Raw genomic sequence first — 25,308 nt, 5'->3', positions numbered from 1 at the left:
CAAACAGAACGGATCATCGTTTAAAGTTAAGCCGCGAACTAAGGGTAGAAAAAATGAGGAAGTTTATTAAAGGACAAAATGAAACGAAGATATTCCAAGCTGATTTGGAAGCATAACCGTTACTTGGGAAATGTCAGAAACTAGTTGGCTTTTTGGGTCATTTTGCTTTGGACTTTCCTTCTTTCTAAAAAGCAATCCATTCACATCACAAAAAAACCGCTTCACCTCTACTTAAATATAGAAGGAAACGGTCTTATCTAATCATTACTCATTATTGTTCTGAAATCCAAATCGCTAAGTTTTCAGCTTCGTTGTCCGGGATGTTCGGGAATGCTGGCATGCTTCCTTTACCTTCCTGGATGATCGTTAGAATTTCATCAGGTGAATAACCTGTCCCAACTAAACCAGGGCCTGCACCACCTGCTAAGTCGCCACCATGACACCCAATACAGCTTTGCTCATAAGTTCCTCTTGCTGCATCTGCATCCACAGTGCCACCTGCTCCACTATCTACTTCTTCATCAGCTGGAGCTTCTGTTCCTGCATCTTCCTCAGGAGCTACATTCTCATCAGTTGCACCACCACAGGCAGTCAATGCAACAACTAGCCCGAGAGCTATTAGAAATTTTTTCATTTTTAAATCCTCCTTTACTATAAGATGTTTTTAGTATAGCTCAATCTCTCAATTAATTCGTGCGATTGAATCCTTCACCAAGCACCTCGGTTGCGTTCGTAACTATAACAAACGCGTTTGGATCAATGGTTTTGACTATTTGTTTCAATTTTGTGACCTCACCCTGATTGACTACACACATCAAGACGTCTCTTTCCTGATTCGTGTATCCACCATGTCCGCTCAGCTTCGTCACACCTCTATCCACATCTTTCAAAATACCATCTTTCACTTCGTCTTGATGGTCTGAGATAATTAAAGCTATCTTTGCATATCCTACCCCCATTTGCACAATATCAATCGTCTTTCCAGTAACAAATAATGAAATTAAGGCATAAAGGGCTAATTCCAGTCCAAAAGCTACAGCTGAAGTGATAACAATTAAGCCATCCATCAGAAAAACGGCTGTTCCCATACTAATCCCCGTAAACTTTTGAATGATTTGTGCCGCTAAATCGGTTCCTCCTGTACTAGCATTTGCTCGGAAAACAATTCCTAACCCTAAACCAACACCAATTCCACCAAATAACGCCCCAAGTAGCGGATCCTCAAAACCAACCGACCAATCTCGTGTTAATAAAACCACAAACGGTAAAAAGACTGTTCCCACTATTGTCTTCGCACCATATTTAAGTCCACCTAATAAAATAAGCCCTAAAATAAATAAAGGTATATTAAAGGCCCACTGTGTATAAGCCGGCTCAAATCCAAAAACATAATTTAAAATCGTACTTAACCCACTAACACCACCAGAAGCAATCTTATTCGGCAGCAAAAATAAATTAAATGAAATCGCTACAATCGCCGAACCAAGCAATATATGACCATAAACAAAGAAAAAATCCCAAACCTTCCCTCTTTGTCTTCCTTCTCTCCTCTTACTCATCTCCAAAAAAGCCTCCCTTACGCCATTCTTCTACTGTTAGTATGTCTATTTTCAATAGAATCCTTGCGTAGTATACACCCCGACCTCATTATTGTAAATAAGAGTCGATTAACGTAGTAAAGCGTCAGATAAACGGCATCATAGGGTTTGTGTGATTCTCTCTGTGGCTCTTGGCTTCGTTGACGGGCTTTGATTCCCTTTGCGGCTTTTATTCATGTGCTTTGGGATTCATTGGAGCTCTTTGATTCCTTTTGCGGCTTTTATTCATATGCTTTGGGCTTCATTGGGGGGCTTTGATTCCCTTTGCGGCTCTGATTCGATCGCTTTTGGCTTCATTGGAGGGCTTTGATTCCCTTTGCGGCTTTTATTCGATAGCTCTTGGAATCATTGGGGGGCTTTGATTCCCTTTGCGGCTTTTATTCGATGGCTTTGGGATTCATTGGGGGCTTTGATTCCCTTTGCGGCTCTGATTCGATGGCTTTGGGCTTCATTGGGGGGCTTTGATTCCCTTTGTGGCTTTTATTCGATAGCTCTTGGAATCATTGGAGCTCTTTGATTCCCTTTGCGGCTCTGATTCGATGGCTTTGGGCTTCATTGGGGGGCTTTGATTCCCTTTGTGGCTTTTATTCGATAGCTCTTGGAATCATTGGAGCTCTTTGATTCCCTTTGTGGCTTTAATTCGATGGCTCTTGGAATCATTGGAGCTCTTTGATTTCCTTTGTGGCTTTAATTCAATTGCTTTTGGCTTCATTGACGCCCTTTGATTCCCTTTGCGGCTTTTATTCAATTGCTTTTGGCTTCATTGCCCCTCTTTGATTCCCTTTGCCGCTCTGCTTCAATTGCTTCCGCCTTCATTGACCCCCTTTGATTCCCTTTGCCGCTCTGATTCAATTGCTTTTGGCTTCATTGCCCCTCTTTGATTCCCTTTGCCGCTCTGCTTCAATTGCTTCCGCCTTCATTGCCCCTCTTTGATTCCCTTTGCCGCTCTGATTCAATTGCTTCCGCCTTCATTGCCCCTCTTTGATTCCCTTTGCCGCTCTGATTCAATCGCTTTCGGCTTCATTGCCCCTCTTTGATTCCCTTTGCAGCTCTGATTCAATCGCTTTCGGCTTCATTGCCCCTCTTTGATTCCCTTTGCAGCTCTGATTCAATCGCTTTCGGCTTCATTGCCCCTCTTTGATTCCCTTTGCAGCTCTGATTCAATTGCTTCCGCCTTCATTGCCCCCCTTTGATTCCTCACATTCACTCACTTCAGCTTCATTACTATTCAAATATCCACTAATCCACATGCACCCTCTTTCACACAAACACCAAAAAAGCTGAAATCCTCCAAAAGGACCTCAGCTCAACCTAACTCCAACGTTTTTATTAAACTAAATTGCCTACCTTTAAATAAAATTACACCTTCAAAAACGAGCGCAAATACGCATCGATAAAGCCGTCGAGTTCTCCGTCCATAACGGCATTCGTGTTCCCACTTTCATGGTTCGTACGGTGGTCTTTGACAAGGCTGTACGGATGGAAGACGTAGGAGCGGATTTGGCTTCCCCAGCCAATTTCCTTTTGCTCGCCACGAATTTCATCAAGCTCCCGTTGTTGCTCTTCAATTCTTAGTTGATAGAGCTTGGCTTTCATCATTTTCATCGCTTGCTCCCTATTTTTAATTTGGGAACGTTCACTTTGGCAAGTGACGACTGTATTTGATGGAAGGTGAGTAATCCGAACGGCTGAATCAGTCGTATTAATATGCTGACCACCTGCTCCACTTGCTCGGTACGTATCAATTTTTAAATCTTCGGTATTAATTTCAATTTCAACCGTGTCATCGAGTTCAGGCATGACCTCACATGAAACAAATGACGTATGGCGACGACCAGAGGAATCAAAAGGTGAAATACGAACCAAACGATGCACGCCTTTTTCCGCTTTCAAATATCCATAAGCATTATGGCCTTTAATTAACAAAGTGACACTCTTGACGCCCGCTTCATCACCAGGTAAGTAGTCCATTGTCTCCACTTTAAAGCCTTTTGAATCAGCCCAACGATTGTACATTCGTAAAAGCATGGAAGCCCAGTCTTGTGACTCGGTCCCACCAGCTCCCGGATGAAGCTCTAGGATCGCATTGTTTTTATCATAAGGTTCACTTAATAATAGCTGCAGTTCAAAAGCATTCATTTGATCCGTTAATGATTTAACACCTGAGAAAAGCTCGGCCGCTAAATCATCATCGTCTTCTTCTTTCACAAGCTCATACGAAACTTCTAAATCCTCAAACTCCGCTTCAAGCTTTAAAAACGTATTTACTTGTTCCTTTAAAGCATTGGATTCATTAATAACCGTTTGGGCTCTTTCTTGATTATTCCAAAAGTCAGGGTCGGTCATTAATTCATCGAGCTCGGCCATACGCTCTTGCTTTTGTTCTAAGTCAAAGAGACCCCCTAAAGTCGTTTAATCGTTTCGAAATGATCGCAAGTTCTTGTTTTACTTCTACTAAATCCATTTCTATTCCACCTCATTCATTAATTGTCCCCTCAACATCATATGCGAGGGGACCCATTTCATTTCTTGCTATTATTAACCTTGGTGAGCGAATTACTCATTCCCACCATGGCAATTTTTGTACTTTTTGCCGCTACCACAAGGGCACTGTTCATTACGTCCAACCGTTTCTCCTTTACGAATCGGTTTACGTTTTTGTTTTTCTTTACCATTCGTCGACTGTTGGACGGCTTTCCCTTCAGCGACTTTTTGACGTTCAAGATTTTGTTGGACTTGAGCTTTCATGATATACATCGACACTTCTTCTTCAATAGAGGCAATCATTTGCTCAAACATTTCATATCCTTCAAATCGATATTCACGTAATGGATCATTTTGTCCATAAGCTCGTAAATGAATCCCTTGGCGCAATTGATCCATTTGGTCGATATGATTCATCCATTTACGGTCTACCGTACGAAGCATAATTACTTTTTCGAATTCACGCATATGATCGGCTGTAAATTGTTCTTCCTTCGCATTATAAGCCGTAATCACTTTACCATAAACGAGATCAATGATTTCTTCTGGATCAAGACCTTTGATTTCTTTCTCCGTCAAATCATCTTCCGTTAAAAGTTGGGCCGTCATATAGTTGACAATCGCTTGTAAATCCCAATCCTCAGGCACTTCGCTTTCCGGAGTATGCAGACGAATATTCGTCTCAACCACAGACTTCATCATGTTCTCCACGATTTTACGAAGATTATCCGATTCAAGAACTTCATCACGTTGTTTATAAATGATTTCTCGCTGTTCTCTCATCACATCATCATATTGAAGAATTTGTTTACGAGAATCAAAGTTATTGCCTTCCACTCGTTTTTGGGCACCTTCTACACGTTTAGACAACATCTTGCTTTCTAAGCGGTCATCTTCATCCATACCGATTTTATCAAGCAAGTTTTTCATATTGTCGCCACCGAACCGGCGTAACAATTCATCATCTAATGATAAATAAAATTGAGAAGAACCTGGATCCCCTTGACGTCCTGCACGTCCACGGAGCTGATTATCAATACGTCTACTTTCATGACGCTCTGTCCCTAAAACATGGAGCCCACCTAATTCACGAACCCCTTCGCCAAGTTTAATATCGGTACCACGACCAGCCATGTTTGTCGCAATCGTCACCGAGCCTTTATGACCTGCTTTTTCAATAATTTCCGCTTCACGCTCATGGTTTTTCGCATTTAATACATGATGTGGAATTTTACGCTTATTTAAAAGTTTTGAGACAAGTTCTGATGTCTCGACACTAACTGTACCAACAAGAACAGGCTGCCCCTTTTGATAAAGTTCAACAATTTCCTCAACAACTGCTTTGAACTTTGACTCTAACGTTTTATAAATCAAATCCGGTTTATCCAGACGAGCAACTGGTTTATTCGTCGCAATTTGGAGAACGTCCATTCCATAAATATTACGGAATTCTTCTTCCTCTGTTTTGGCCGTACCCGTCATTCCCGCTAACTTTTGATACATCCGGAAATAGTTTTGGAACGTAATCGAAGCAAGGGTCATACTTTCACGTTGCACTTGAAGCCCTTCTTTCGCCTCAATTGCTTGGTGTAAGCCATCACTATAACGACGACCTTTCATTAGACGACCTGTAAATTGGTCAACGATCACCACTTCGCCTTCCTCGACAACATAATCGCCGTCACGAAGCATGACAACATGAGCCTTTAACGCTTGAGTCAGGTGATGGTTTAACTGAACATGATTTTGGTCATATAAATTCTCAATTCCAAAGGCACGCTCGGCTTTATTAACCCCTTCTTCTGTTAACTGAACATTTTTCGTCTTTTCATCTAACACATAATCTTCTTCTTTTTTTAATACACGCACAAAAGAATTCGTTTGCTGATATAGCTGTGTTGAACGCTCAACCGAACCAGAAATAATTAATGGTGTACGAGCTTCATCAATTAAAATCGAGTCAACTTCATCAATTAAAGCAAAATGAAGAGGACGTTGAACTTTTTGCTCTTTATAAAGCACCATATTATCACGGAGATAATCGAAACCAAGTTCATTATTTGTGCTATATGTAACATCAGCATTATAAGCTTTTTGTTTTTCCTCTTTCGAAAGACCCGTCTCATTTAATCCAACCGTTAATCCAAGGAATTCAAAAATTCGACCATAGTTGCCCATATCACGACTCGCTAAGTAGTTATTAACCGTGACAATATGAACCCCTTTTCCAGCTAGGGCATTTAAATAAACGGCAAGAGTTCCCACTAAGGTTTTCCCTTCCCCTGTTTTCATCTCAGAAATATTCCCTTGATGAAGAGCAATAGCCCCTAATAATTGGACTCGGTACGGAAACTCATTGACGACACGGCCAGCTGCCTCACGTGCGACCGCAAAAGCTTCCGGTAAAAGCTTGTCTAAATCCTCGCCCTTTTCATAGCGTTCTTTAAATTGTGCTGTTTTCTCTTTTAATTGCTCATCACTTAATAACTTAATATCATCAGCAAGTGCTTCAATTTCATCTGCAATTTTTTCATTCTTTTTTAACTGACGTGTTATTTGATAATTCCCGACTTTCTTTAACAAACCTAGCATTAAATTCGTCCTTTCTTTTATTGAGCTTAATGTATTTACGAATTTATTCACTACAAGATTCCAAGCCATTAGATAAAAATTCAAAGATAAAAAATCAGGCTCAGATTCGTTTTTCAACCTGCTTTTGTATTAAAGGTGGAAGTTAACCCAATTCGAATTCGGTATTCGTTGTGATTAAAGTCACATTCACTTAGTCACATCATCAACAATCCGTTGTGAAAAAACGAACATACTCAACCAAGCCACTACCCAAATAAATGGACTCCCCACATATAAAAATGAACCTTCTATTTGATCAATTTTAACAGTTTCAGACATGGCTTACAAGCAGACTTCACATCGATTCCTATTTTTGAAATAACGAAAATTATGGAGGGATCTTCGTTTAAGAAAGTGTAGCGTTAATTTATTAATAAAGTACCATTCAAAATCGGGAGGATTATGGGGGCCTTTTTCGACTTCACTGGGGCTCTTTGATTCCCTTTACGGCTCTGATTCATGTGCTTCGGGATTCATTGACGGCCTTTGATTCCCTTTCTGGCTTTGATTCACGTACTTCGGGATTCATTGGGGCTCTTTGATTCCCTTTACGGCTTTGATTCATGTGCTTTGGGATTCATTGACGGCCTTTGATTCCCTTTGCGGCTCGGATTCATGTGCTTCGGGATTCATTGGGGCTCTTTGATTCCCTTTGCGGCTTTGATTCACGTACTTCGGGATTCATTGGGGCTCTTTGATTCCCTTTACGGCTCTGATTCATGTGCTTTCGGATTCATTGACGGCCTTTGATTCCCTTTGCGGCTCTGATTCATGTGCTTCGGGATTCATTGGGGCTCTTTGATTCCCTTTACGGCTCTGATTCATATGCTTCGGGATTCATTGACGGCCTTTGATTCCCTTTGCGGCTCTGATTCATGTGCTTCGGGATTCATTGACGGCCTTTGATTCCCTTTGCGGCTTTGATTCATGTGCTTCGGGATTCATTGACGGCCTTTGATTCCTTTTGCGGCTTTGATTCATGTGCTTCCGGATTCATTGGGGCTCTTTGATTCCCTTCGCTGCTCTTATTCCATCGCTTCCGGCTTCAATTCCGCCTTTTTTCGACAATTGACAGGCACTTGTCGAAACAAAAAAAGAAACACAGCCTCAGCCGTGTTTCTTTCGTTTTCCTATATTCATCTATTAAGCTTCTGGCTCGATTAGGCCGTATCTTCCGTCTTTACGTTTGTAGACGACGTTGGTGTCGCCGTTTACAGCGTTGGAGAAGACGAAGAAACTGTGCCCGAGCAAATCCATTTGTAAAATCGCTTCTTCAGCATCCATTGGTTTTAAGTTAAATCGCTTCGTACGAACGACCTCTAGCTCGTCCTCATCGACTAATACTTCTTGCTCAAGTGGCTCTAGCTCATTCTTAAACATATATTTTAAGCTGCCTTCTTGGCGGAATTTTCGGTTAACTTTCGTTTTATGCTTGCGGATTTGACGTTCTAATTTTTCAATCACGACATCAATCGCTGCATACATATCGGTATGAACTTCTTCCCCTCTAAGTAATAACTGTGGAAGCGGAATCGTAATTTCAATAATATGCTGAGTGTTAAGCACTTGCATTTTTACATTCACATCTGCCACAGGAGTTGTGTCAAAATAGCGCTCAAGCTTGCCTACCTTTTTCTCAACATATTCTCTTAAAGCTGGAGTTACTTCGATGTTTTCACCACGAATATTATATTGCATTTAAGAACTCCTCCTTTTCTAAGTACCTTACTCTTCTACATACCCTATCTAAAACCCTTCTTAAACGCCTGTTTTGAGACAAGCTTTTAAGTCGACCAACAAAGATGTACCACCCTTTTAAAAAGGATCCATCCATTCATTGCGACAACCCTATCACCACCGATGCATAAATGAATCACCATTTTGGTAAAAGGTACGTTTCAATTAGTTGGCTTACTTCTATTATAATAGACAATAGGGAACTTATCCAAATGAATTTTACAAAGTACATAAAAAGTCATAAAAATTCGTCTTTTTTGTTAATTTTGTAAAATTCGACACTGAAAAATACAAAAAATGGGTATAGCAGAACAGTTATTTACGCTCCAGCACCCCTTTACCTATGTCTCTGCACAAAACATTCAAGCGTTTTAACAAATTGCCGGTATTCTTTCCAAAGCTGCTGTGCCTCTTCTACTGATACGGCTTCAAAGACAAAGCGATCACCTGGGCGTGCTTGAGCCACTTTAGGCAAGTCAACCGAAATGACATGACCAATCCGTGGATACCCACCCGTCGTCTGACGATCAGCCATCAAAATAATCGGTTTTCCTGAAGCTGGAACTTGGATCGTCCCAAATGTGACCGCCTCTGATAAAATATCCGTTTTCCCGTTTAGGTGCGAAAGCGAGTCCCCCTCTAACCGAACGCCCATCCGATCTGATTGATTAGAAACGGTAAAAGGTTTACTTATAAAATCAGATAACGCTTCTTCTGTAAAACAAGCCTCGTCTGGTCCTAAAACAACACGAATTATTTCGGAATCGTGATAAGTAGGAATCGCACCTCGTCCTAAACCAAAGCCACTCCTTACTATTTCGCCATCATCTTTCAAACGATATAAGACATCGTCACGTTGTAGTGCTCGGCCTTCATATCCACCGATGTTCGCTCGTAAATAAGTGGAATAACTACCAAAAAGGTAGCTAGCAGCAAAACCACCACGTACAGCTAAATAAGCTCGCATCCCTTTTTTGGCAACAGAAAAAGTGAGTCGTTGCCCTTTTTTAACCGTAACCACTTTCCAGCAACTAATTTGCTTATCATCAATTTTAGCCTCTAAATCAGCACCTGTGATGCAAATTTGGCAAGTGGATAACGCTTTTAAGGTCGGCCCAACAATTGTCAATTCTAACGCAGGAGCATTTTTTTCATTACCAAGGAGAAGATTACCGATTTGAAAGGCAAAAAAATCAATCGCACCTGATGGACTCATGCCATCACGAAGGAAATCGTATCTTCCTTGATCTTGAATCGTCGACAATAGACCTGGTTTCTCGACGGTAAAAAGAGCGGACTCCATTAATGAGCACCTACTTCTTTTAGCGTCATTCCTTCCGCTTGTAAACGTTCATGAAGCTTTTTTACAAACAATAAGGCCTCCACATGATCGCCATGAACACAAATCGTATCAGCTTTTAATTGGATTTCTTCTCCCGTATGACAAAGAATCGTTCCCGTTTTGACTAATTGAATAATACGATTAGCGGCTACCTCTGGATTATGAATCAAGGCATTTAAATCCGTTCTCGGTGTTAAAGTGCCATTCTTTTGATACGTTCGATCAGCAAAAACTTCATGTGCGACCCGTAAACCAGAACGCTCCCCTACTTTAACCAATTCACTACCGGATAATCCATATAAAATCAACTGAGGATTAACGTCAAAAGTTGCATCAACAATGGCTTGAGCAACGGATGTGTTCACCGCCGCCACATTATAAAGAGCTCCGTGTGGCTTCACATGTTTCATATCTGTTCCATATGCTTTACACATCGCTTGCAGGGCCCCGAGCTGATAAATGACCGCTTGATAAATCTCTTCATTTTTCATCGGAATGAACCTGCGACCAAACCCTTGTAAATCTGGATAACCTGGATGAGCCCCAATTGCCACCCCATTCGCTGCAGCAAGTTGAACGGTTTTAGCCATGACCGCATGATCACCCGCGTGATAGCCACAAGCAATATTGACCGAAGTGACATATGGAATGATAGCCTCGTCTTGACCAACTTTAAAAGCTCCATAACTTTCCCCAATATCACTATTTAAATCAATTAGCAATAAAAGCCCTCCCCATCTCTTTTTCCTTGATAATGTTCAATCTGCCACTCAAATCGGTTTTCTGTGACTAAATGAGCTAATCGACGGAATTCCCCATCATCAATTGGAATAAATTTAAGGAAAGAACCAGCCTCTAAAATAGACGGGTGCTCCTTCTCTTTTTGAAAAAGTGGGGCGGGAGTACGACCAATGATTTGCCAACCGCCTGGGGTTTGAATTGGATAAACCCCTGTTTGCTTTCCACCGATTCCAACTGATCCCGCCTTCACTTGCTCTCGCGGCTGTTCTAAACGCGGGGTTTGCAATTGATCGTTTAGCCCTCCTAAATAAGGAAAACCAGGGGAAAATCCAATCATATAAATTGGATAAATCGGCTCACTGTGCAAATCAATCACTTCTCTTTCCGTCAACTGGTGATAGTTGGCGACATACGTTAAGTCCGGACCATAATTTCCACCGTAACAGACCGGAATCGTAATTAACCGACCATGATTAATCGTTGTTTTGGGAACATCCTTTAAGTGCTCCACCAACAGATCCTTTACTTGAGAATAGGACTGAATCAAAGGGTCATACAGCACAGTTAAAGCCGTATAGCCCGGAATCCAATGTTCGACACTATCTAAGTTAGCTTCTTCTAATACCTTAGCGGCAACCGCTACTTTCTGCTGAGTTTGTAGCGTAATTTCCTCTCCAAACCCAATTCGAATTGCCCGATCTCCTAGTGGCTGAACATCCAGATCCTTCATGGCAAACACAGCTCCTTTCTATTCCTTAAAAAACTCCAAAATCTCTTCACGCGTCGGCATCCCAGACTGTGCTCCTGTCTTTGTCACACTGAACGCCGCTGCCAATACCGCCAGATCAATCGCTTCAACTAGTGATTTCCCTTCACTTAAATGAACGGCTAACGCTCCGTTGAACGTATCTCCTGCACCCGTTGTATCAACTACTTCTACTTTTTGAGAAGCCGAGTGTTTTAGTACTTGTTCTTTTTCATTCCAAAAGCTCACACCGTTTTCACCACGAGTGACGACGAGTTGCCCTAACCCTTTCTCTTTTAATTGTAAAAACGTATCTTCTGTAAATAATTCCTCTGAACAACCAACTAAATGGGTAAATTCCGATTCATTCGGAGTTAAATAATCAACTTTTTTTAAAAGCTCTACTGACAACTTTTGGATGGGAGCTGGGTTTAAAATGGTCGATATTTGATGGGCATTGGCAAATTCAATCACATATCGGACCGCATCCAACGGAATTTCCAACTGTAACAGAATCATATCAGCTTCCTTCATTAAATGTTCCTGCTTTTGAATCCAATCGATCGATAAAGCTGCATTCGCACCAGGGACAACGACGATTGAATTATTGTCGTTCGCCACCGTAATCTGGGCGATTCCTGTCTGCACATCATCAACTTCCAAAACTCCTGTGCAATCAATCTTTTCGTTCATTAGGTTTTCCTTTACACGCTCTCCAAAAATATCCTTCCCAATACAGCCAATCATCATGACTTCTGCCCCTAGCCTTGCTGCCGCAACCGCTTGATTAGCCCCTTTACCACCTGGAAACTCATAAAAAGCCTGACCAAGAATGGTTTCACCACTTAACGGAAAGCGCTCTGCCTCTGTCACCAAATCGATATTCAGACTGCCGACCACAACAATTTTCCCCATCCCTACTTACCATCCTTTACCCGCTTTTGACAAAAATTAAAATTGAATACATATATTATAACGCTTTTTACAACAAAACTGTGACGAACGGGATTAAAATCTGAAAAATTAGATATACACAAGTTATTCTTTTTATACCTGTTGATAAGATTCAAATCGGTCCTAAAAAACGAAAAAACCCACCTCATAAAAGAGATGGGTTTGAATGGTTATTAGCTATGATTCATTTCCTACCCAGGAATGTGAATTAAAGCTTAACTACGTTCGCAGCTTGAGGACCACGAGCACCTTCTACGATTTCAAATTCTACGTCTTGACCTTCATCTAAAGATTTGAAACCATCAGAATTGATAGCTGAGAAGTGTACGAATACGTCATCTCCGTCTTCGCGCTCGATGAAACCAAAACCTTTTTCTGCGTTAAACCATTTTACTTTTCCTTGCATGTTTTCACATTCCCTTCGTTACTAAAATTACTGTGGATAATTTCCACAGTTTTACTATATCAGCGCCTGTAAATATTGTCAAACGCTTTTGTAGCGGGTTTTTTGTCGTTGAATGTTGGAATTTAGCGAAATTACGTGAATAAATGGTATCGCTTTCTTTTTATTAAAAAATTAGTTCAAAAGTCACATTTTTTCATTTAACTAAAATTTATCAGATTATTCAATAATATGGAAAAGCTGCTTATTTCTTTTTTTAAATCAAATAGGAAACAACGGGTACATCCGTCTATTTTTTCAACTTTTTCCCTCTTTTTCCTTATAAGTGTCACAAATTTACTGCACATGGCTCTGTACTTAACCGTCTCCATTTTCCTCTTTTTCTTTCTTTTGTCTGTTTCAACCATTCCCTCTAACCTAATCGACACGTCATTCTTTAGCCTTATTTTTATATGAGTCTCATTTCTTCACTTTTATTTTCCAATGGTTTTTCCTGTTCAACTCCCCTAATTTCTAGTAAAATAACAAACGTTCACAAATATAGAGAGAAGGAGTACGAATACATGAAAAAATTCTGGTTAAGTATATTTTTATCAGGTGCTTTAGTTCTTGGCGCTTGTAGTAACGAGGAATCAGATGCGACTCCAGCGGATGAAACAACCGATGCTGATAATAACACAGAAGAAGTTGTAGATGAGGAAAATGGAACAGAGGAAGAAACACCAGCAGGCGAACTATCTGCTGAAGATATTTTGACTAAAAGTATGGAAGCTATGAACGAGATTAATAGCTTCTCATCTGAAATGGTCATTAGCCAAGAGGTAGATATGGGCGAAGTCGACCCAGAATTAGGCGGCAGTACAATGACGACTGATATTAATATGAACATGGATGTCGTAATGGAACCATTTGCAATGTATCAAGTCATGGATTTTACGATTGCTGAATTTGGCGAATCCTTCTCATCTGAATCGTATTTAACCGAAGAGGGTATGTTCGAATATGAGCCAACGGAAGATGTATGGTATAAGTACCCAGAGGAATTCTACTCTGAAATCATCGAACTAGGTACATTAGAAGTCACTCCTGAAGAGCAACTTGAAATGCTACAAGATTTCGGTGGGGAAATTGAGGTTGCTGAAGAAGGCGATTATTATGTCTTAACCGTTAGTGGTGCTGATGCGAGCATAGAAGCATTAGCAGACGAAGTAATGGGTATGACCGGAGCAGGTGAAGAAATAGCGATGTTGATGGAGATGATGAGCATCTCTGACTTATCATACTCACTTTATATCAACAAAGAAACATTCCTACAAGAATCCATCGACATGACGATGACAATGGATTTAAACATGGAAGAAGAAGGCATCTCGATGACAATGAAACAAACAACATCAGGAACATTCTCAAATTATGACGGTGTTGACGAGATCACAATTCCAGAAGACATCCTCGATTCAGCCATTGAACTCGACGAAGACATGTTAGGCGGATTCGAATTCGAATAATAATGAATGAAGAAACCTTCGCAGCTAAGTCTGCGGAGGTTTTTATGTTAATGTCATTGGAAAATAGGAAGGGGTAAACAACCTATTTAGATGTTATTCGCACCCTAATTTCTCCAAAACACGACTTTCATTACTTATCCACCTTTCCATCAAAAAAATACCCCAAGCAATAATCTGCTTAGAGTATTTCCGCCGTTATTCCCGTTTGTCGAAAAATATTCCTTCGGGAGTTGGGCCAGCATATGGATTTTCGTATTTACGAAAGTTTTGTTTTTTATTTTTTAACTGGCGGATATCGGCTTGAATAAAGCCTTTAACCTCAGCTAGACGTCTATTAATTTGTTTGTCTAGCTCCACTAATTCTTTTGCCGCCTGTTCTTCTTCTACTTTCATTTCATAACCAGACAACGCCTCAAGCAATTGCTCACGTTCACTTAATCTTTTTTCTACATTCAAAATAAAAACAGCTCTCTTGTCATCTTGCTCTGGAAATGATTCGTTGATTTCTGTTAAAAAAAGTTCAGCTTGTTCCTTTAATTCAACGACCTTCGACATTAAGCTTGTCCACCGGTCGTACCAAATCGTTGCTTGCGATCAAGTTGAATCACTTCTTTCCATGTATCGCGAAACTGGACGACAATATCCTCAGCTTCTTTTAATGCTTGTAGGTCATTTTTTACGTTTGCATCAATGAGACGATTCAAAGTAAAATCATACATTCTCATCATATTCATCCCGAGTTCTGAATCGGTTTTTAACGTAACCATTAGTTCCCGAATGATATTTTGTGCTTTCGTAATCGCCGTGTTCCGAGCTTCCGTTTGCTCTGCTACCATGGCTTTTTCAGCTTGTTTCATAAACTTCAGACAGCCATTATATAACATCAGAGTCAGCTCACCAGGACTCGCTGTTTTTAAAGCATTTTGTTTATACGTTGCTTGCATTTGAGCTGTAGCCATACGACACATCCTTTTCTCATCTTTCTTTTATTATAATATATCCTTATCGATTAAGGGACTTTTTTCCTAACAATTCACCAATTATCCTTGATTAAATAGCTGAGCATAAATAAAGTCAGCTTGAGAATTCATTTGGTGAATCGCCTTCTCCATCGCGGTAAATTGCGACCAATAGCGCTGTTCTCTTTGCTCAAGACGTCTTTCAAAGTTCGATATTCTCGTATTTAAATCTTCTAAGTTTTTTCCTAGTGTAAATTGATGATTCGCGACTTTTCCGCGCAACCCTCCAGCGCGTTCAGCAACTTGGGTAATCGCATTATCAAGTGAATCACGAAGTCGTCTTGCCAGACCTTTCTCGGCAAACGTATCCCCATCAGCCGCAAATAAGTTAAAGACACCTTCTGCATCCTCTTCAATCGCCGCTCTTAACTTATCTTCATCAATTTCTAGTTTCCCGCGTTCCATATAGTCAGCAGATGTTGTAATCCCAATCGCTGACAGATGCTTAAAGACTGTATCCATACCCGTATTAATCGGAGTATATAAATCACTACGTAACCGGTCCATCTGATTACGTAAAATCGGGTCATTTTTCAAAAGGCCTTGTCGAGCTAAGTCTTCCCATTTCTCCGCTTCTCGGTCCGATAAAGCTTCTCTTTCCTCATCAGTTAAAGGTTGATAATCGCGGTTTCTGTCCTCAGTTAACACACCATTCACATGGGCAAGCAATTCATTATATTCATCAACAAAAGCTTTAATCGTATCAAACACTTCGTCTGTGTTAGTCGATGGCGATAAAGTGACTTCGTTGTCGAAGGTTTCTTTTAAGGTGATCGTCATACCAGAGATCGTGAACGTATTCGTAGGTCGTTGTGTTTTTAGTCCATTAATGGTGAAGATAGCATTTTGACCGCCCGTTTCCTCAGCTTCTTCCATTTTTAACCCTTTTAAAAAGAAATCTCCTGCAAATTCGATTTCTTTTCCATTCGTTACATCATTAAACTTCCCTGTTTCCGTACGAGAAAAACTCACCATTTTTGATACATCATCATAAAAAGCCGTGACCCCAGCATTTGAAGAATTAATCTGTTGTAAAATTTGATTTAATGATTGCTCCTTTGAAAATTCAAATGTCGTTGTCTCAGGACCATTGGGGCCATGAGTTGTGATGGTTAATTCATCATCTTCATCAAAGTTCGCAAACCCAGACTGCTCTCCTATCGGCTTATTAGGATCAAAATCTGCCCCCTCCGAAATGATGCTTCCACTACTCGCTACAGATGCAGCCGATGCAAGCTGTTTCACTTCTGACAACCGCATCGTCGTATTACCGACAGTCGAATTTCCTGTCGCTGTCACCAAATTCGAGTTCGAACTCGTGACTGTTTTCGCTAACATTTTCGAAGCACGCATGACGTTATCAAAAATATTATTTCGGAATGTATTAAATTTTGTATTAATTTCGCGATAACTTTCCATTTTCCAGTTGATTGTTTGTTGCTCGCGTAGCATTTTATTCATCGGCATTCTTTCAGCCGTCATTAAATTATTGACTATCTCCTGGATATCCATCCCAGAAGCCATACCAGCCATTCTAATTCCCATTTTCCCACTCCTCTACCTGTTTCCTCTTACTTACTATATCGGTATTTGTCGACTGTTTGTTTACGTTTCTTCCTAATTCTCTTACAAAAAAAAGAACTGAATTGAATCAGTTCCTAGTTTCTTCTATATAATAGATTAAACTCGTTCATCTACAATTAATCCGACATTGCGTAACATGGAGGCGACCATATCGAGAAAAACTTCTGGGGGAATTTCTTTGACAACTTCGTCTGTATGCGTGCTTATAAGTTGAATGTAAACACGGTCTAAATCGTCATGGACGTTGAATTTCACTGAAGTTTGATTTGACTTTAAGAGCTCATTCATACTATCGACTTTCTTCATTAATACTTCTGCAGGAATAGCCCCTTGGTAGTTTTTCTTAAATTCCGTTTCTCCTTTAGTCACAATAGAAGTTGGAGTTTCAAAGTTAAATTTAAATTGGGCATCATCACTGGCAGGTTTGGCTTTAAATAAAGCATAGGCATCAGTTGTTGGCTTAATCTCCATTTTTGTATCCTCCACGTCTCATTTTTACTTATATCGGACATAAATTTGATAAATAAAGAGGAACAAAGGCCTATTATAGTCACAAAAAAGAAAAAAGCTCCCACGAAGGAAACTCTTTCCTATAATTTAATATCAATTGAATGACCTAAATGTGGCTGAGCCGCTCTTTCAACCGCATTTACATCGGCTGAGCTCATCAATTTTTGGATCGCTTGACCTTGCTGCTCAGCTTGCCCTAAGTTTTGTTTTAATAAAGAAACTCCTACTTGTTGCTGAACCTTGCCTTGATTTAGAGCGATTGATAATAGTGGAATATCGATTTTAGAACCCTCCCATTTGATTGTAAAACAAAAATGGCTGAATGATCTTACCCGCTGAAAACGCAGACGAATGGAATCCAATCGCCCTTCTTTATTTGGTAAATTATACATAAAAAACAGCATTCCGTCTAGATAAAGGTCCTCTTCTACAACCTACTTATTCACCACTACATATTTTTTTAAGGCATCTAATAACTCTTTTTCCGAATAAGAATGTGGCTCAAACTCGACCCCGTACATACAGCTTTGCTGACGATCCTTCCTCCAAATGAGCTCACCCCTTAGACGAAACGGTTGATCAAGAATCATAAACTTCAGCAAAATTTCCGTTGCAACAGGAAGCTGAAGTTCTGAAATGATTTTCATCCCTTTTAAACTCATATCGATGATTTGAATCGCTCCTGTATTACTTTCCACCCCTATACCTTGAATACTCTTAATACTCATCGTTCCAACGAGCGGCTCTTTAAAAAGCAATCGAAACCCTTCATTCCGTTTAAAAATCCCATCGGCTGGATATTTCATTCCTCACACCCCTTATGTAAATATTTCTTTTCAACTAATTTAGTTGGGCATTCAAATAGTCTTCAAATTCATTGTTTGATAAAGGGTGGCTAAATAAAAATCCTTGCCCTTGGCTACAGCCTTGTTCACTTAAACTAATCAACTGTTCTTGGCTTTCAATTCCTTCTGCGATGACATTCATATTTAATGCTTGGGCAATATCAACAATTCCTTTAACAATCGCCAAGCTTTCTTTATTTACATGAATGTCACGTATAAAGGACGCATCGATTTTTAACGTATCGACAGGAAGATGTTTAATATAACTAAACGAGCTATAGCCAGTCCCAAAATCATCAATTGAAATATGAACACCTAAATCGCGAATTTCTTGAAGCGTCTGGACCGTATTATCTAAATCAATCATAATACTTTCTGTCACTTCTAATTCCAACCATTTTGCATCTAATTCGGTCTCATCAAGGATCATTTTAATCTTCTCAGCTAAATTCGGTTGCGAGAATTGGCGGGTCGACAAATTGACCGATAATGTTAAAGGTGAGTGCCCTTGGTTTTGCCACTTTTTATTTTGCTTGCAACCCTCTCTAAGGACCCATTCACCAAGTGGGATTATTAAACCAGTTTCTTCTGCAATCGGAATAAACTTATTCGGGGCAATCCTGCCTAATTCTGGGTGCTCCCAACGGACAAGGGCTTCCATCCCAATTAAAGCTCCTGTCTCGATATTTTTTTTAGGCTGATACTCTATATAAAACTGCTCTTGCTGAATCGCCTTCCGTAGCTCATTTTCGATCAAAATTCGTTCCAATGAGCGTTCTTCCATATCGGAATGAAAGAAAAGAAAGTTATTTCCTCCTTGTGCTTTGACCGTATAAAGGGAAATATCCGCTCTTTTTAACAATTCATCGACACTATTTCCGTCAGAAGGAAAGAGGGAAATCCCAACACTACACGAAAGTTCAACCATTCTTTCTCCAATTTCAACAGGGTCTCGAAAGCTCTCAATAATTCGTTGTGAAACGACCTCTACTTCTTTTTTGCTAGATAAACTAGTAAGTAAAATTGTAAATTCGTCTCCGCCAATTCGGGCGACGATATCAGAAGAACGCAGGCATTGCCTAATCCGCTTAGCTACTTCAATTAAGGCTAAGTCACCGACCTCATGCCCGTATGAATCATTGATGTATTTATATTTATCAACATCGATATATAAAACCGCCAATTGGAGGTGGGAGTGCTTCAGGTTTTGTATTTCTTTCCGTAAGCGGTCAATAAAAAAACGACGATTTGGCAATTCTGTCAATGTATCGTGATAGGCCAATTGATAGATTAAGCGTTCATTCTTTTTCCGCGCGGTCACATCACGAATCACTAATAAAAAATACTCACTTTTTTCCTGCTCATTATAAATCGGATTTAACTTCGCTTCCGCATCAATATACTGTCCTGATTTTCGTTGAATCCGAAATTCTAATTCAGTAGATGTCCATTCCGCCCCACTCATTCGGGACATTCCCTCACTAAAATGTTTGCGGTCTTCTATATGAATCCAATCGAGTAAATTCGTCTTGGCTTCTCCTTCTAGACGCTCCCCTAAAAACGGAATCGATGAAGGCGAACAATAAAGCACATTCATGTTTGAATCGAGCGTCACAATTAGATCAGAGGAATTCTCGGTAATCAAGCGATATTTCTCTTCACTTTTGCGAATATCTTCTTCCATCTGTTTTTGGATCGTGATATCGTTTCGAATAGAAACATACTGATAAGGTTTTCCTTGTTCATTTAAAAAAGGGACAATCGTCGTATCGACCCAATAATAAGAACCATCCTTCGCCCGATTTCGTATTTCCCCTTTCCACGTGTCTCCCCTTGCAATCGTTTTCCACATTTCTTTAAAAAAAGTAGCAGTATGATAACCTGAATTTAAAATACGGTGATTTTGACCAAGTAGTTCCTCCAATGAATACTGAGAAATTTTACAAAACTGCTCATTGGCATAAAGAATCACACCACGCTGATCCGTCAATGCCACAATCGAGGATTGGTCCAACGCATATTTGACATCTCTTAATTCCCTTAAAACCTCTTCCTTTAAACTTACTTGTTGCTCCACCATTTGAATTCCCCCATATGTTCTTTCTAAGAAAGCTCCCCAAGTAATCATCTTTGTAAAATAAAAGCAATGACAAAAGCAAATTGCCCTCTTGTTTCTGTTTGTTTAAATAAAAAAAAGACCCTCAACTTGACGGTCGGTTGCACTACTCGCTCCCAGCTATTTAAGTGCCCACATACAAATAGCCATTCCTCGCTCCCAAATCTATGTATATTTTACTAGATCCTCTAATATCCTTAACTCTATTACAGGACTAAAAAACTAAAGATCAATTGATATTCAGTGAACATTTTTTGATAAGTTTGAGAATACTAAAAAGCGAGAAAAGGTGGAGTTGGTTTACTCCGCCAGCTACATGCCCTACGCGTTCCGCGGGTGAGTCGGGAGCCTCCTCGCTCATCGCTGTGGGGTCTCCCGTCCTTCACTATTCCCACAGGAGTCTCCAGGCATTCCGCTGGCTCCGTTTTGGTAGACCCAATAAGTGACTTCACTTAGTAGGCCTTTGAGGTTGTTGCTAATAATGAGATAGTTATAGCTTCCAGTTCTAATGGACAATAGGCTGTAATTGTTTCTCTAGTAGAGATACTTCTTCTTTTAATTCGTTTAATCGGGTGTTTAGTTTGTTTTTTTCATTTATGGATAGCTGAAAATCACGGGCGAATTCGGCTATTCCTTTCATTTTATGGAGTTTTTCTTCTATTTTGGCTAAGATTTGGTCTTGTTGCTTTGCGTATTGTAGTTGAGATTCTAGGGATTTTTTATGTTCTTGGGTTTCTTTGTTCATTTATATGTCCTCCTAGAGTGGCTAGCTGCGGAATTTATGATTTATTCTATTATAGATCGGTAAAAACAATAGAATAATTAATAAAGGTTCACAATAAGATTTTACCACTTTCAATTGTACTAGCAAAAAATTGCTCACTTGCTCAAAAAGAAACAAAGTAACCTCACTTGGCCACTCTAAGTATTACTCATCCATATTCTACTGTTCTTTTCTTATCAAAAAACCTTCTGAAAGTGGCTGGAGCTTCATCCCAAAGCAGTCAATCTAATTATATTTAATTATTGTCCCATCTCTAAATAACTCATATTCTTTTCCTGAGAACGGTTTTAAATTAAATAATTCCTTCCGCTCATTGTCTTCAAACCCTTTGCCATTAAAAAGAAAATCCCAAATGTTTTTACTCAAACCAAATTGAATATTTATTCTTTTAGATTCACACGCAAATAGACAATTTAGATAATTACTTACCGTAGATGTCTTATCAAATAAAACAAATTCTATTCCATTAATCTGTTCCTGAGTTAGTTTAATATTTTTAATATCATTAGAATTAAGCCACTTAAGTTCTTTTAAATTAACTGCAATAGTATTCAATCCAATAAAATAAAACCAAGTAGAATAGTGTAATAAAGTAATCTCAGGTTTCTTATTAACTTTATCATTGTATTTTGGGTCAACATAAATAAGTTCCGACTGTTTATTAATATCATCTTTTAAACGAACTACAGAAGTGTAAACCTTAGAGACCATTAAGAACTTGAGTTTATCTTCTAACCACATATTCCCCTTTTGACATTGTTCCAACCCTTTTTTAATTGTACTTTTAAGGTTCGTTCTTTGATGATTAATCCAACTTCCTTTTGATTCAAGAATGACATATTGCCCCAATGAAGTCATCATAATAAAATCAGGAGAACCTTTAGGCTTAGCATTTGTATGGTTTTTTATAAACTCATAGTAATCTATTATTTCTATATAGTTTAGTCTCTCTTGAAAAAATATATAGTTTATTCCTTGTGCAATTTCCCCTATTCTACCAGTGAGAGAGAAATCTCTCAAATATTGTTTTGCTTCATCCATTAATAATAACTTTGTATTTGAATCCAAAACTAATGCTTTAAGTAAATATAATGCACTAAGCGTAATATACCTTTGATTAGAACAATTAATATTTTGTGAAATTATAGTACGTCCTATCCCTGTTGCTAACTTACCAACACTTAATGAGAATTGTTCTTTTGGAATTTCAGTAATTCTATCACCCATAATACATTCATAACACAATTCTTTAACTGCTAAAGTCTTTGTATCTGTTAATTTTAAAACCAAATATCCTTCAACTCCAATTAAAATTTATTAAAAAGAGACCCTAGCATAACTAGAGTCTCCCTTAAGTTAAATATTAAAATTATCCAAGTAACTGTAATACAGCTTGTGGAGCTTGGTTCGCTTGTGCAAGCATTGCTTGAGAAGCTTGAGAAAGAATGTTGTTCTTTGTCATCTCCATAACTTCTTTCGCCATATCTACGTCACGAATACGAGATTCCGCAGCTTGTAAGTTTTCAGCTGAGTTGTTTAAGTTAGAGATTGTATGCTCTAAACGGTTTTGAACTGCACCTAGAGAAGAGCGTTGCTTAGATACAGACTCAATCGCACTATTGATGCTAGTAATTGCTGATTCTGCACCTTCACGAGTTGAAAGATCAACATCAGCTACTCCAAGAGCGTCTGCACGCATATCTTCAATTGTTAACTTAATATTTTGCCCTTGGTTAGCACCAATTTGGAAGCTAACTCCGCCACCTTGTGCAGTACTGCTCTGCCCAGCAAGACCTAATAATTGAGAAGCATCACTATTATCAAATTTCACACTACTACTAGCTTCTTCAGACCCACTTTGTACAACAAAAGCGCCATCTTTGACAGTTACAGACACATCTGATAATTGCTTATCGTTTGGAACAGTTTGATTATAAGCGGCAATTGCATTATTAATATCATCTTGCATTGCTGTTGCCGTATCAGTCATTAAATCCCCTGTATCAGGATCGGCACCACCAGTTTCAGCCCAAGTAACACTAATTTCCGTTCCATCAATAGTTACAGTAGAAGTGTCACCTGTCCCAACTGCACCTACTCCAGCCGCTCCTTGAACACTAAATAAACCTTCAGTACCAGACTCTGATGCAACTGGGTTTACAGCATCATTTGCAATCACATTAAGTGTATCAAATAATCCATTTTCAATACCTGCTTCTACAGTAATTGTAGATGCTGATCCTTGAGATCCAGAAGTAACTGTAAATTCATCATTATCAAACCCTACAGCCACACGCTGAATATCTGTACCGTTTGCTGTGTTATAGGCATCAATTGCTGCATTAATATCATTTTGTAATTGAGATGCTAATCCCTCTCCATCTTCTTCAAGAGCTGCATAAGTAGCCGCATCAAATTCAATGTCTAGTCTTGCACCATCAACTGTAATTGTTTCCGTGCTAGTGACTAAAGTATCTAAAGCATCTGCACCTGGAGTAAATGAAGCTGCTATTTCAGCAGCTGAGCGATTACCTAATTGCGAACTTTGTACAGCTGCATTGTCAACGCCCGGAATCGCTTTTTGTGCAAGAGAACCATCAACTAACTTCTGTGTATTGAACTCAGTCGTATTACCGATACGATCAATCTCTTCTTTTAATTGGCTGATCTCATCTTGGATTGCTTGACGGTCCACTTCTACGTTTGTATCGTTTGAAGCTTGTGTAGCAAGCTCACGCATACGTTGTAAAATGTTGTGTGTTTCTTGAAGGGCACCTTCAGCTGTTTGGATCATTGAGATACCATCTTGTGCATTACGAGAAGCTTGGTCTAAACCACGAACTTGAGCACGCATTTTTTCTGAAATTGAAAGACCTGCTGCATCGTCACCCGCACGGTTGATACGAAGACCTGAAGCTAATTTTTCCATTGAGTTTTGTCCAGCTGCTTGGTTTGTACCCATCTGACGGTACGTATTCATTGCTGGAATATTATTGTTAATAATCATTTAAATTTCCTCCTTGAGTTTGCTCCGCCCACTTCCTTGTGGTTGGATGTTGTTTTTTTGTTTGAAACGAATCAGTTGAAATGCCGGCCACATTTCTTCTGTTTGTCTCTACATTACTTATATCGACAGGATTTTTGGGATGTTTAGTGATTTTTTAACTTTTTTCATGATTTTTATCATAGATTTTTTATAGGTCTTAAGTTCCACACTTTTCTTGTCGAACGTGAAATGATGCACGTTTTTATGAGTCTTTTTATAATTTCGTTACGCTGTCAAATTCTGCTTTTTTCTATATATTGAAAAAAAAGACACTAAGAGATTCCCCCCCTCAATGTCTAGATTACGTTTCAATCTATTTATTCGATTTTATCGGTTAAACTTAGCCTCTGTTGACATAACCATTTTTGAACATTCGATTAATTAATTGGAGTTTGCTTGATACTTTTAATTTTCGTTTTATCGCTTCTACATACCCTGTTACGGTGTAAGGAGATAGGTAAATCTTTTCAGCGATTTCTTTAATGGAACAACCTTCAATCATTAAACTAAGCACGATGCTTTCCGTCTCTGTAAACACTTCTTTTGCCTTTGCTGTTAGGCTGAATAACTCTGTGTCTATTTCTGAGCCTGAGTGCTGTTGGACCGTTTTTAAGACTTCCTGCTGATACGCTTGGTCAATGTATTGCTGGCAAGACATTGCGGCGTGGAGTTTCTGAATGAGTTTGCAGAAGTTAATGGAATACTCGAAAATGTGGACTTTTGAAAACTTCAGTAATAGTTTTTGAACATACTTCACTTGGTCTTCAAATAAGATGACGTACAGTTGCTCATTATCTTTTATGCTTACATTCTCAATGATTGTCTCTAATTCCCTATGGCAAATAATCTGGACTGACCCGCTGGATTCATTAATAAATTCTGTATATAGCTTCGTTTTTAAGCTTCTATCGCTACATAATATACTAACTTGTCGTTCTCGCAGTGATTGTACTGAATCCACTAGCCTTCTCCTCCTTGTTATCCTAATATATATTTTCGAAAAAGTTAAAACACTATCGCGATTATGGCTCCAACTACTCCCTAAGTCTCATTCTTACCATCACACTTTAATATAATGAATGTACTACTAACAGAAGTACGTGTGAATAGGTCTTTTTCATAGATAGATAGACCCAACTTGTTCATTATTTAGAACAAAAAGCAAAATTACAAGTATTAATCACCCCTAAAATACCATTATTTGTAACAAAATCATCCAATTAGTTGCGCTTTATTAATACTCTAATATTTTATTAGAAAA

Annotated in this window: 22 protein-coding genes and 1 riboswitch; of the genes, 1 reads left to right on the top strand and 21 read right to left on the bottom strand. The window is 39.2% G+C overall.

Features of this window, described 5'->3' with window-relative positions:
- Positions 1-271 precede the first annotated feature (271 nt).
- The 10 genes from AA0017_RS00315 to cspD form a co-directional block, all read right to left on the bottom strand.
- Positions 272-634, bottom strand: a complete 363-nt coding sequence (locus AA0017_RS00315) for a c-type cytochrome (protein WP_413378421.1) — start codon at positions 632-634, stop codon at positions 272-274.
- Between the two features lie 52 nt (positions 635-686).
- Positions 687-1,559, bottom strand: a complete 873-nt coding sequence (locus AA0017_RS00310) for a YitT family protein (protein ID WP_413378419.1) — start codon at positions 1,557-1,559, stop codon at positions 687-689.
- A 1,398-nt stretch (positions 1,560-2,957) separates the two neighbouring features.
- A protein-coding gene (gene prfB / locus AA0017_RS00305) for a peptide chain release factor 2 (protein WP_413378417.1) occupies positions 2,958-4,062 on the bottom strand; the annotation gives its coding sequence in 2 pieces (ribosomal slippage) (positions 2,958-3,989 and positions 3,991-4,062; 1,104 coding nt in all).
- Positions 4,063-4,154: 92 nt separating this feature from the next.
- Positions 4,155-6,674 carry a preprotein translocase subunit SecA gene (secA, locus tag AA0017_RS00300; protein WP_413378415.1) on the bottom strand — a complete coding sequence of 840 codons (2,520 nt, stop codon included), beginning with the start codon at positions 6,672-6,674 and terminating at the stop codon, positions 4,155-4,157.
- A gap of 1,182 nt (positions 6,675-7,856) precedes the next feature.
- Entirely contained in the window at positions 7,857-8,411 is a 555-nt protein-coding gene (hpf, locus tag AA0017_RS00295) for a ribosome hibernation-promoting factor, HPF/YfiA family (protein ID WP_413378413.1), read from the bottom strand.
- 376 nt (positions 8,412-8,787) lie between these two features.
- Complete coding sequence (locus tag AA0017_RS00290; protein ID WP_413378411.1) at positions 8,788-9,753, bottom strand: biotin-dependent carboxyltransferase family protein; 966 nt, start codon at positions 9,751-9,753, stop codon at positions 8,788-8,790.
- Positions 9,753-10,514 (bottom strand): LamB/YcsF family protein, encoded by a 762-nt coding sequence (locus tag AA0017_RS00285; protein ID WP_413378409.1) that lies wholly within the window; start codon positions 10,512-10,514, stop codon positions 9,753-9,755. The genes AA0017_RS00290 and AA0017_RS00285 overlap by 1 nt, the downstream gene beginning before the upstream one ends.
- Positions 10,508-11,263 (bottom strand): 5-oxoprolinase subunit PxpB, encoded by a 756-nt coding sequence (pxpB, locus tag AA0017_RS00280; RefSeq protein WP_413378407.1) that lies wholly within the window; start codon positions 11,261-11,263, stop codon positions 10,508-10,510. Before pxpB ends, AA0017_RS00285 begins: the two co-directional genes overlap by 7 nt.
- Before the next feature lie 18 nt (positions 11,264-11,281).
- Entirely contained in the window at positions 11,282-12,193 is a 912-nt protein-coding gene (gene rbsK / locus AA0017_RS00275; RefSeq protein WP_413378405.1) for a ribokinase, read from the bottom strand.
- Positions 12,194-12,440: 247 nt separating this feature from the next.
- Complete coding sequence (gene cspD, locus AA0017_RS00270) at positions 12,441-12,638, bottom strand: cold-shock protein CspD (protein ID WP_034634086.1); 198 nt, start codon at positions 12,636-12,638, stop codon at positions 12,441-12,443.
- 560 nt (positions 12,639-13,198) lie between these two features.
- Here cspD and AA0017_RS00265 point away from each other — a divergent pair.
- Positions 13,199-14,143 (top strand): DUF6612 family protein, encoded by a 945-nt coding sequence (locus tag AA0017_RS00265; RefSeq protein WP_413378402.1) that lies wholly within the window; start codon positions 13,199-13,201, stop codon positions 14,141-14,143.
- A gap of 195 nt (positions 14,144-14,338) precedes the next feature.
- Here AA0017_RS00265 and AA0017_RS00260 read toward each other — a convergent pair whose 3' ends face one another.
- The 11 genes from AA0017_RS00260 to AA0017_RS00210 form a co-directional block, all read right to left on the bottom strand.
- Entirely contained in the window at positions 14,339-14,698 is a 360-nt protein-coding gene (locus tag AA0017_RS00260; protein ID WP_413378400.1) for a hypothetical protein, read from the bottom strand.
- Positions 14,698-15,102, bottom strand: coding sequence for a flagellar export chaperone FliS (gene fliS, locus AA0017_RS00255; RefSeq protein ID WP_413378398.1), 405 nt, complete (start codon positions 15,100-15,102; stop codon positions 14,698-14,700). The genes AA0017_RS00260 and fliS overlap by 1 nt, the downstream gene beginning before the upstream one ends.
- An 81-nt stretch (positions 15,103-15,183) precedes the next feature.
- Positions 15,184-16,707, bottom strand: coding sequence for a flagellar hook-associated protein 2 (locus AA0017_RS00250; protein WP_413378396.1), 1,524 nt, complete (start codon positions 16,705-16,707; stop codon positions 15,184-15,186).
- Positions 16,708-16,842: 135 nt separating this feature from the next.
- On the bottom strand, positions 16,843-17,217 hold the full coding sequence (locus AA0017_RS00245) for a flagellar protein FlaG (protein ID WP_413378393.1): 375 nt from the start codon (positions 17,215-17,217) through the stop codon (positions 16,843-16,845).
- A 119-nt stretch (positions 17,218-17,336) separates the two neighbouring features.
- Positions 17,337-17,648 carry a YjfB family protein gene (locus AA0017_RS00240; protein WP_413378391.1) on the bottom strand — a complete coding sequence of 104 codons (312 nt, stop codon included), beginning with the start codon at positions 17,646-17,648 and terminating at the stop codon, positions 17,337-17,339.
- 42 nt (positions 17,649-17,690) lie between these two features.
- Positions 17,691-18,062, bottom strand: a complete 372-nt coding sequence (locus AA0017_RS00235) for a PilZ domain-containing protein (protein ID WP_413378389.1) — start codon at positions 18,060-18,062, stop codon at positions 17,691-17,693.
- A gap of 34 nt (positions 18,063-18,096) precedes the next feature.
- A complete protein-coding gene (locus AA0017_RS00230; protein WP_413378387.1) occupies positions 18,097-20,181 on the bottom strand; it encodes an EAL domain-containing protein in 2,085 nt (694 codons plus the stop codon).
- A 122-nt stretch (positions 20,182-20,303) separates the two neighbouring features.
- A riboswitch (cyclic di-GMP riboswitch) is annotated at positions 20,304-20,387 on the bottom strand.
- A 335-nt stretch (positions 20,388-20,722) separates the two neighbouring features.
- Positions 20,723-20,962, bottom strand: a complete 240-nt coding sequence (locus AA0017_RS00225; RefSeq protein WP_413378385.1) for a hypothetical protein — start codon at positions 20,960-20,962, stop codon at positions 20,723-20,725.
- Positions 20,963-21,226: 264 nt separating this feature from the next.
- Positions 21,227-22,291: a hypothetical protein gene (locus AA0017_RS00220; protein WP_413378383.1), complete on the bottom strand. Its 1,065-nt coding sequence runs from the start codon at positions 22,289-22,291 to the stop codon at positions 21,227-21,229.
- A 79-nt stretch (positions 22,292-22,370) separates the two neighbouring features.
- A complete protein-coding gene (locus tag AA0017_RS00215; protein WP_413378381.1) occupies positions 22,371-24,008 on the bottom strand; it encodes a flagellin in 1,638 nt (545 codons plus the stop codon).
- Between the two features lie 379 nt (positions 24,009-24,387).
- Positions 24,388-25,008 (bottom strand): response regulator transcription factor, encoded by a 621-nt coding sequence (locus tag AA0017_RS00210; RefSeq protein ID WP_413378379.1) that lies wholly within the window; start codon positions 25,006-25,008, stop codon positions 24,388-24,390.
- Between the last annotated feature and the right edge of the window lie 300 nt (positions 25,009-25,308).

It is taken from the genome of Alkalihalobacillus phoenicis (genome assembly GCF_047302405.1).
GTDB lineage: Bacteria > Bacillota > Bacilli > Bacillales > Bacillaceae_D > Alkalihalobacillus.
This window is presented reverse-complemented; position numbering and strand designations above follow the sequence as displayed.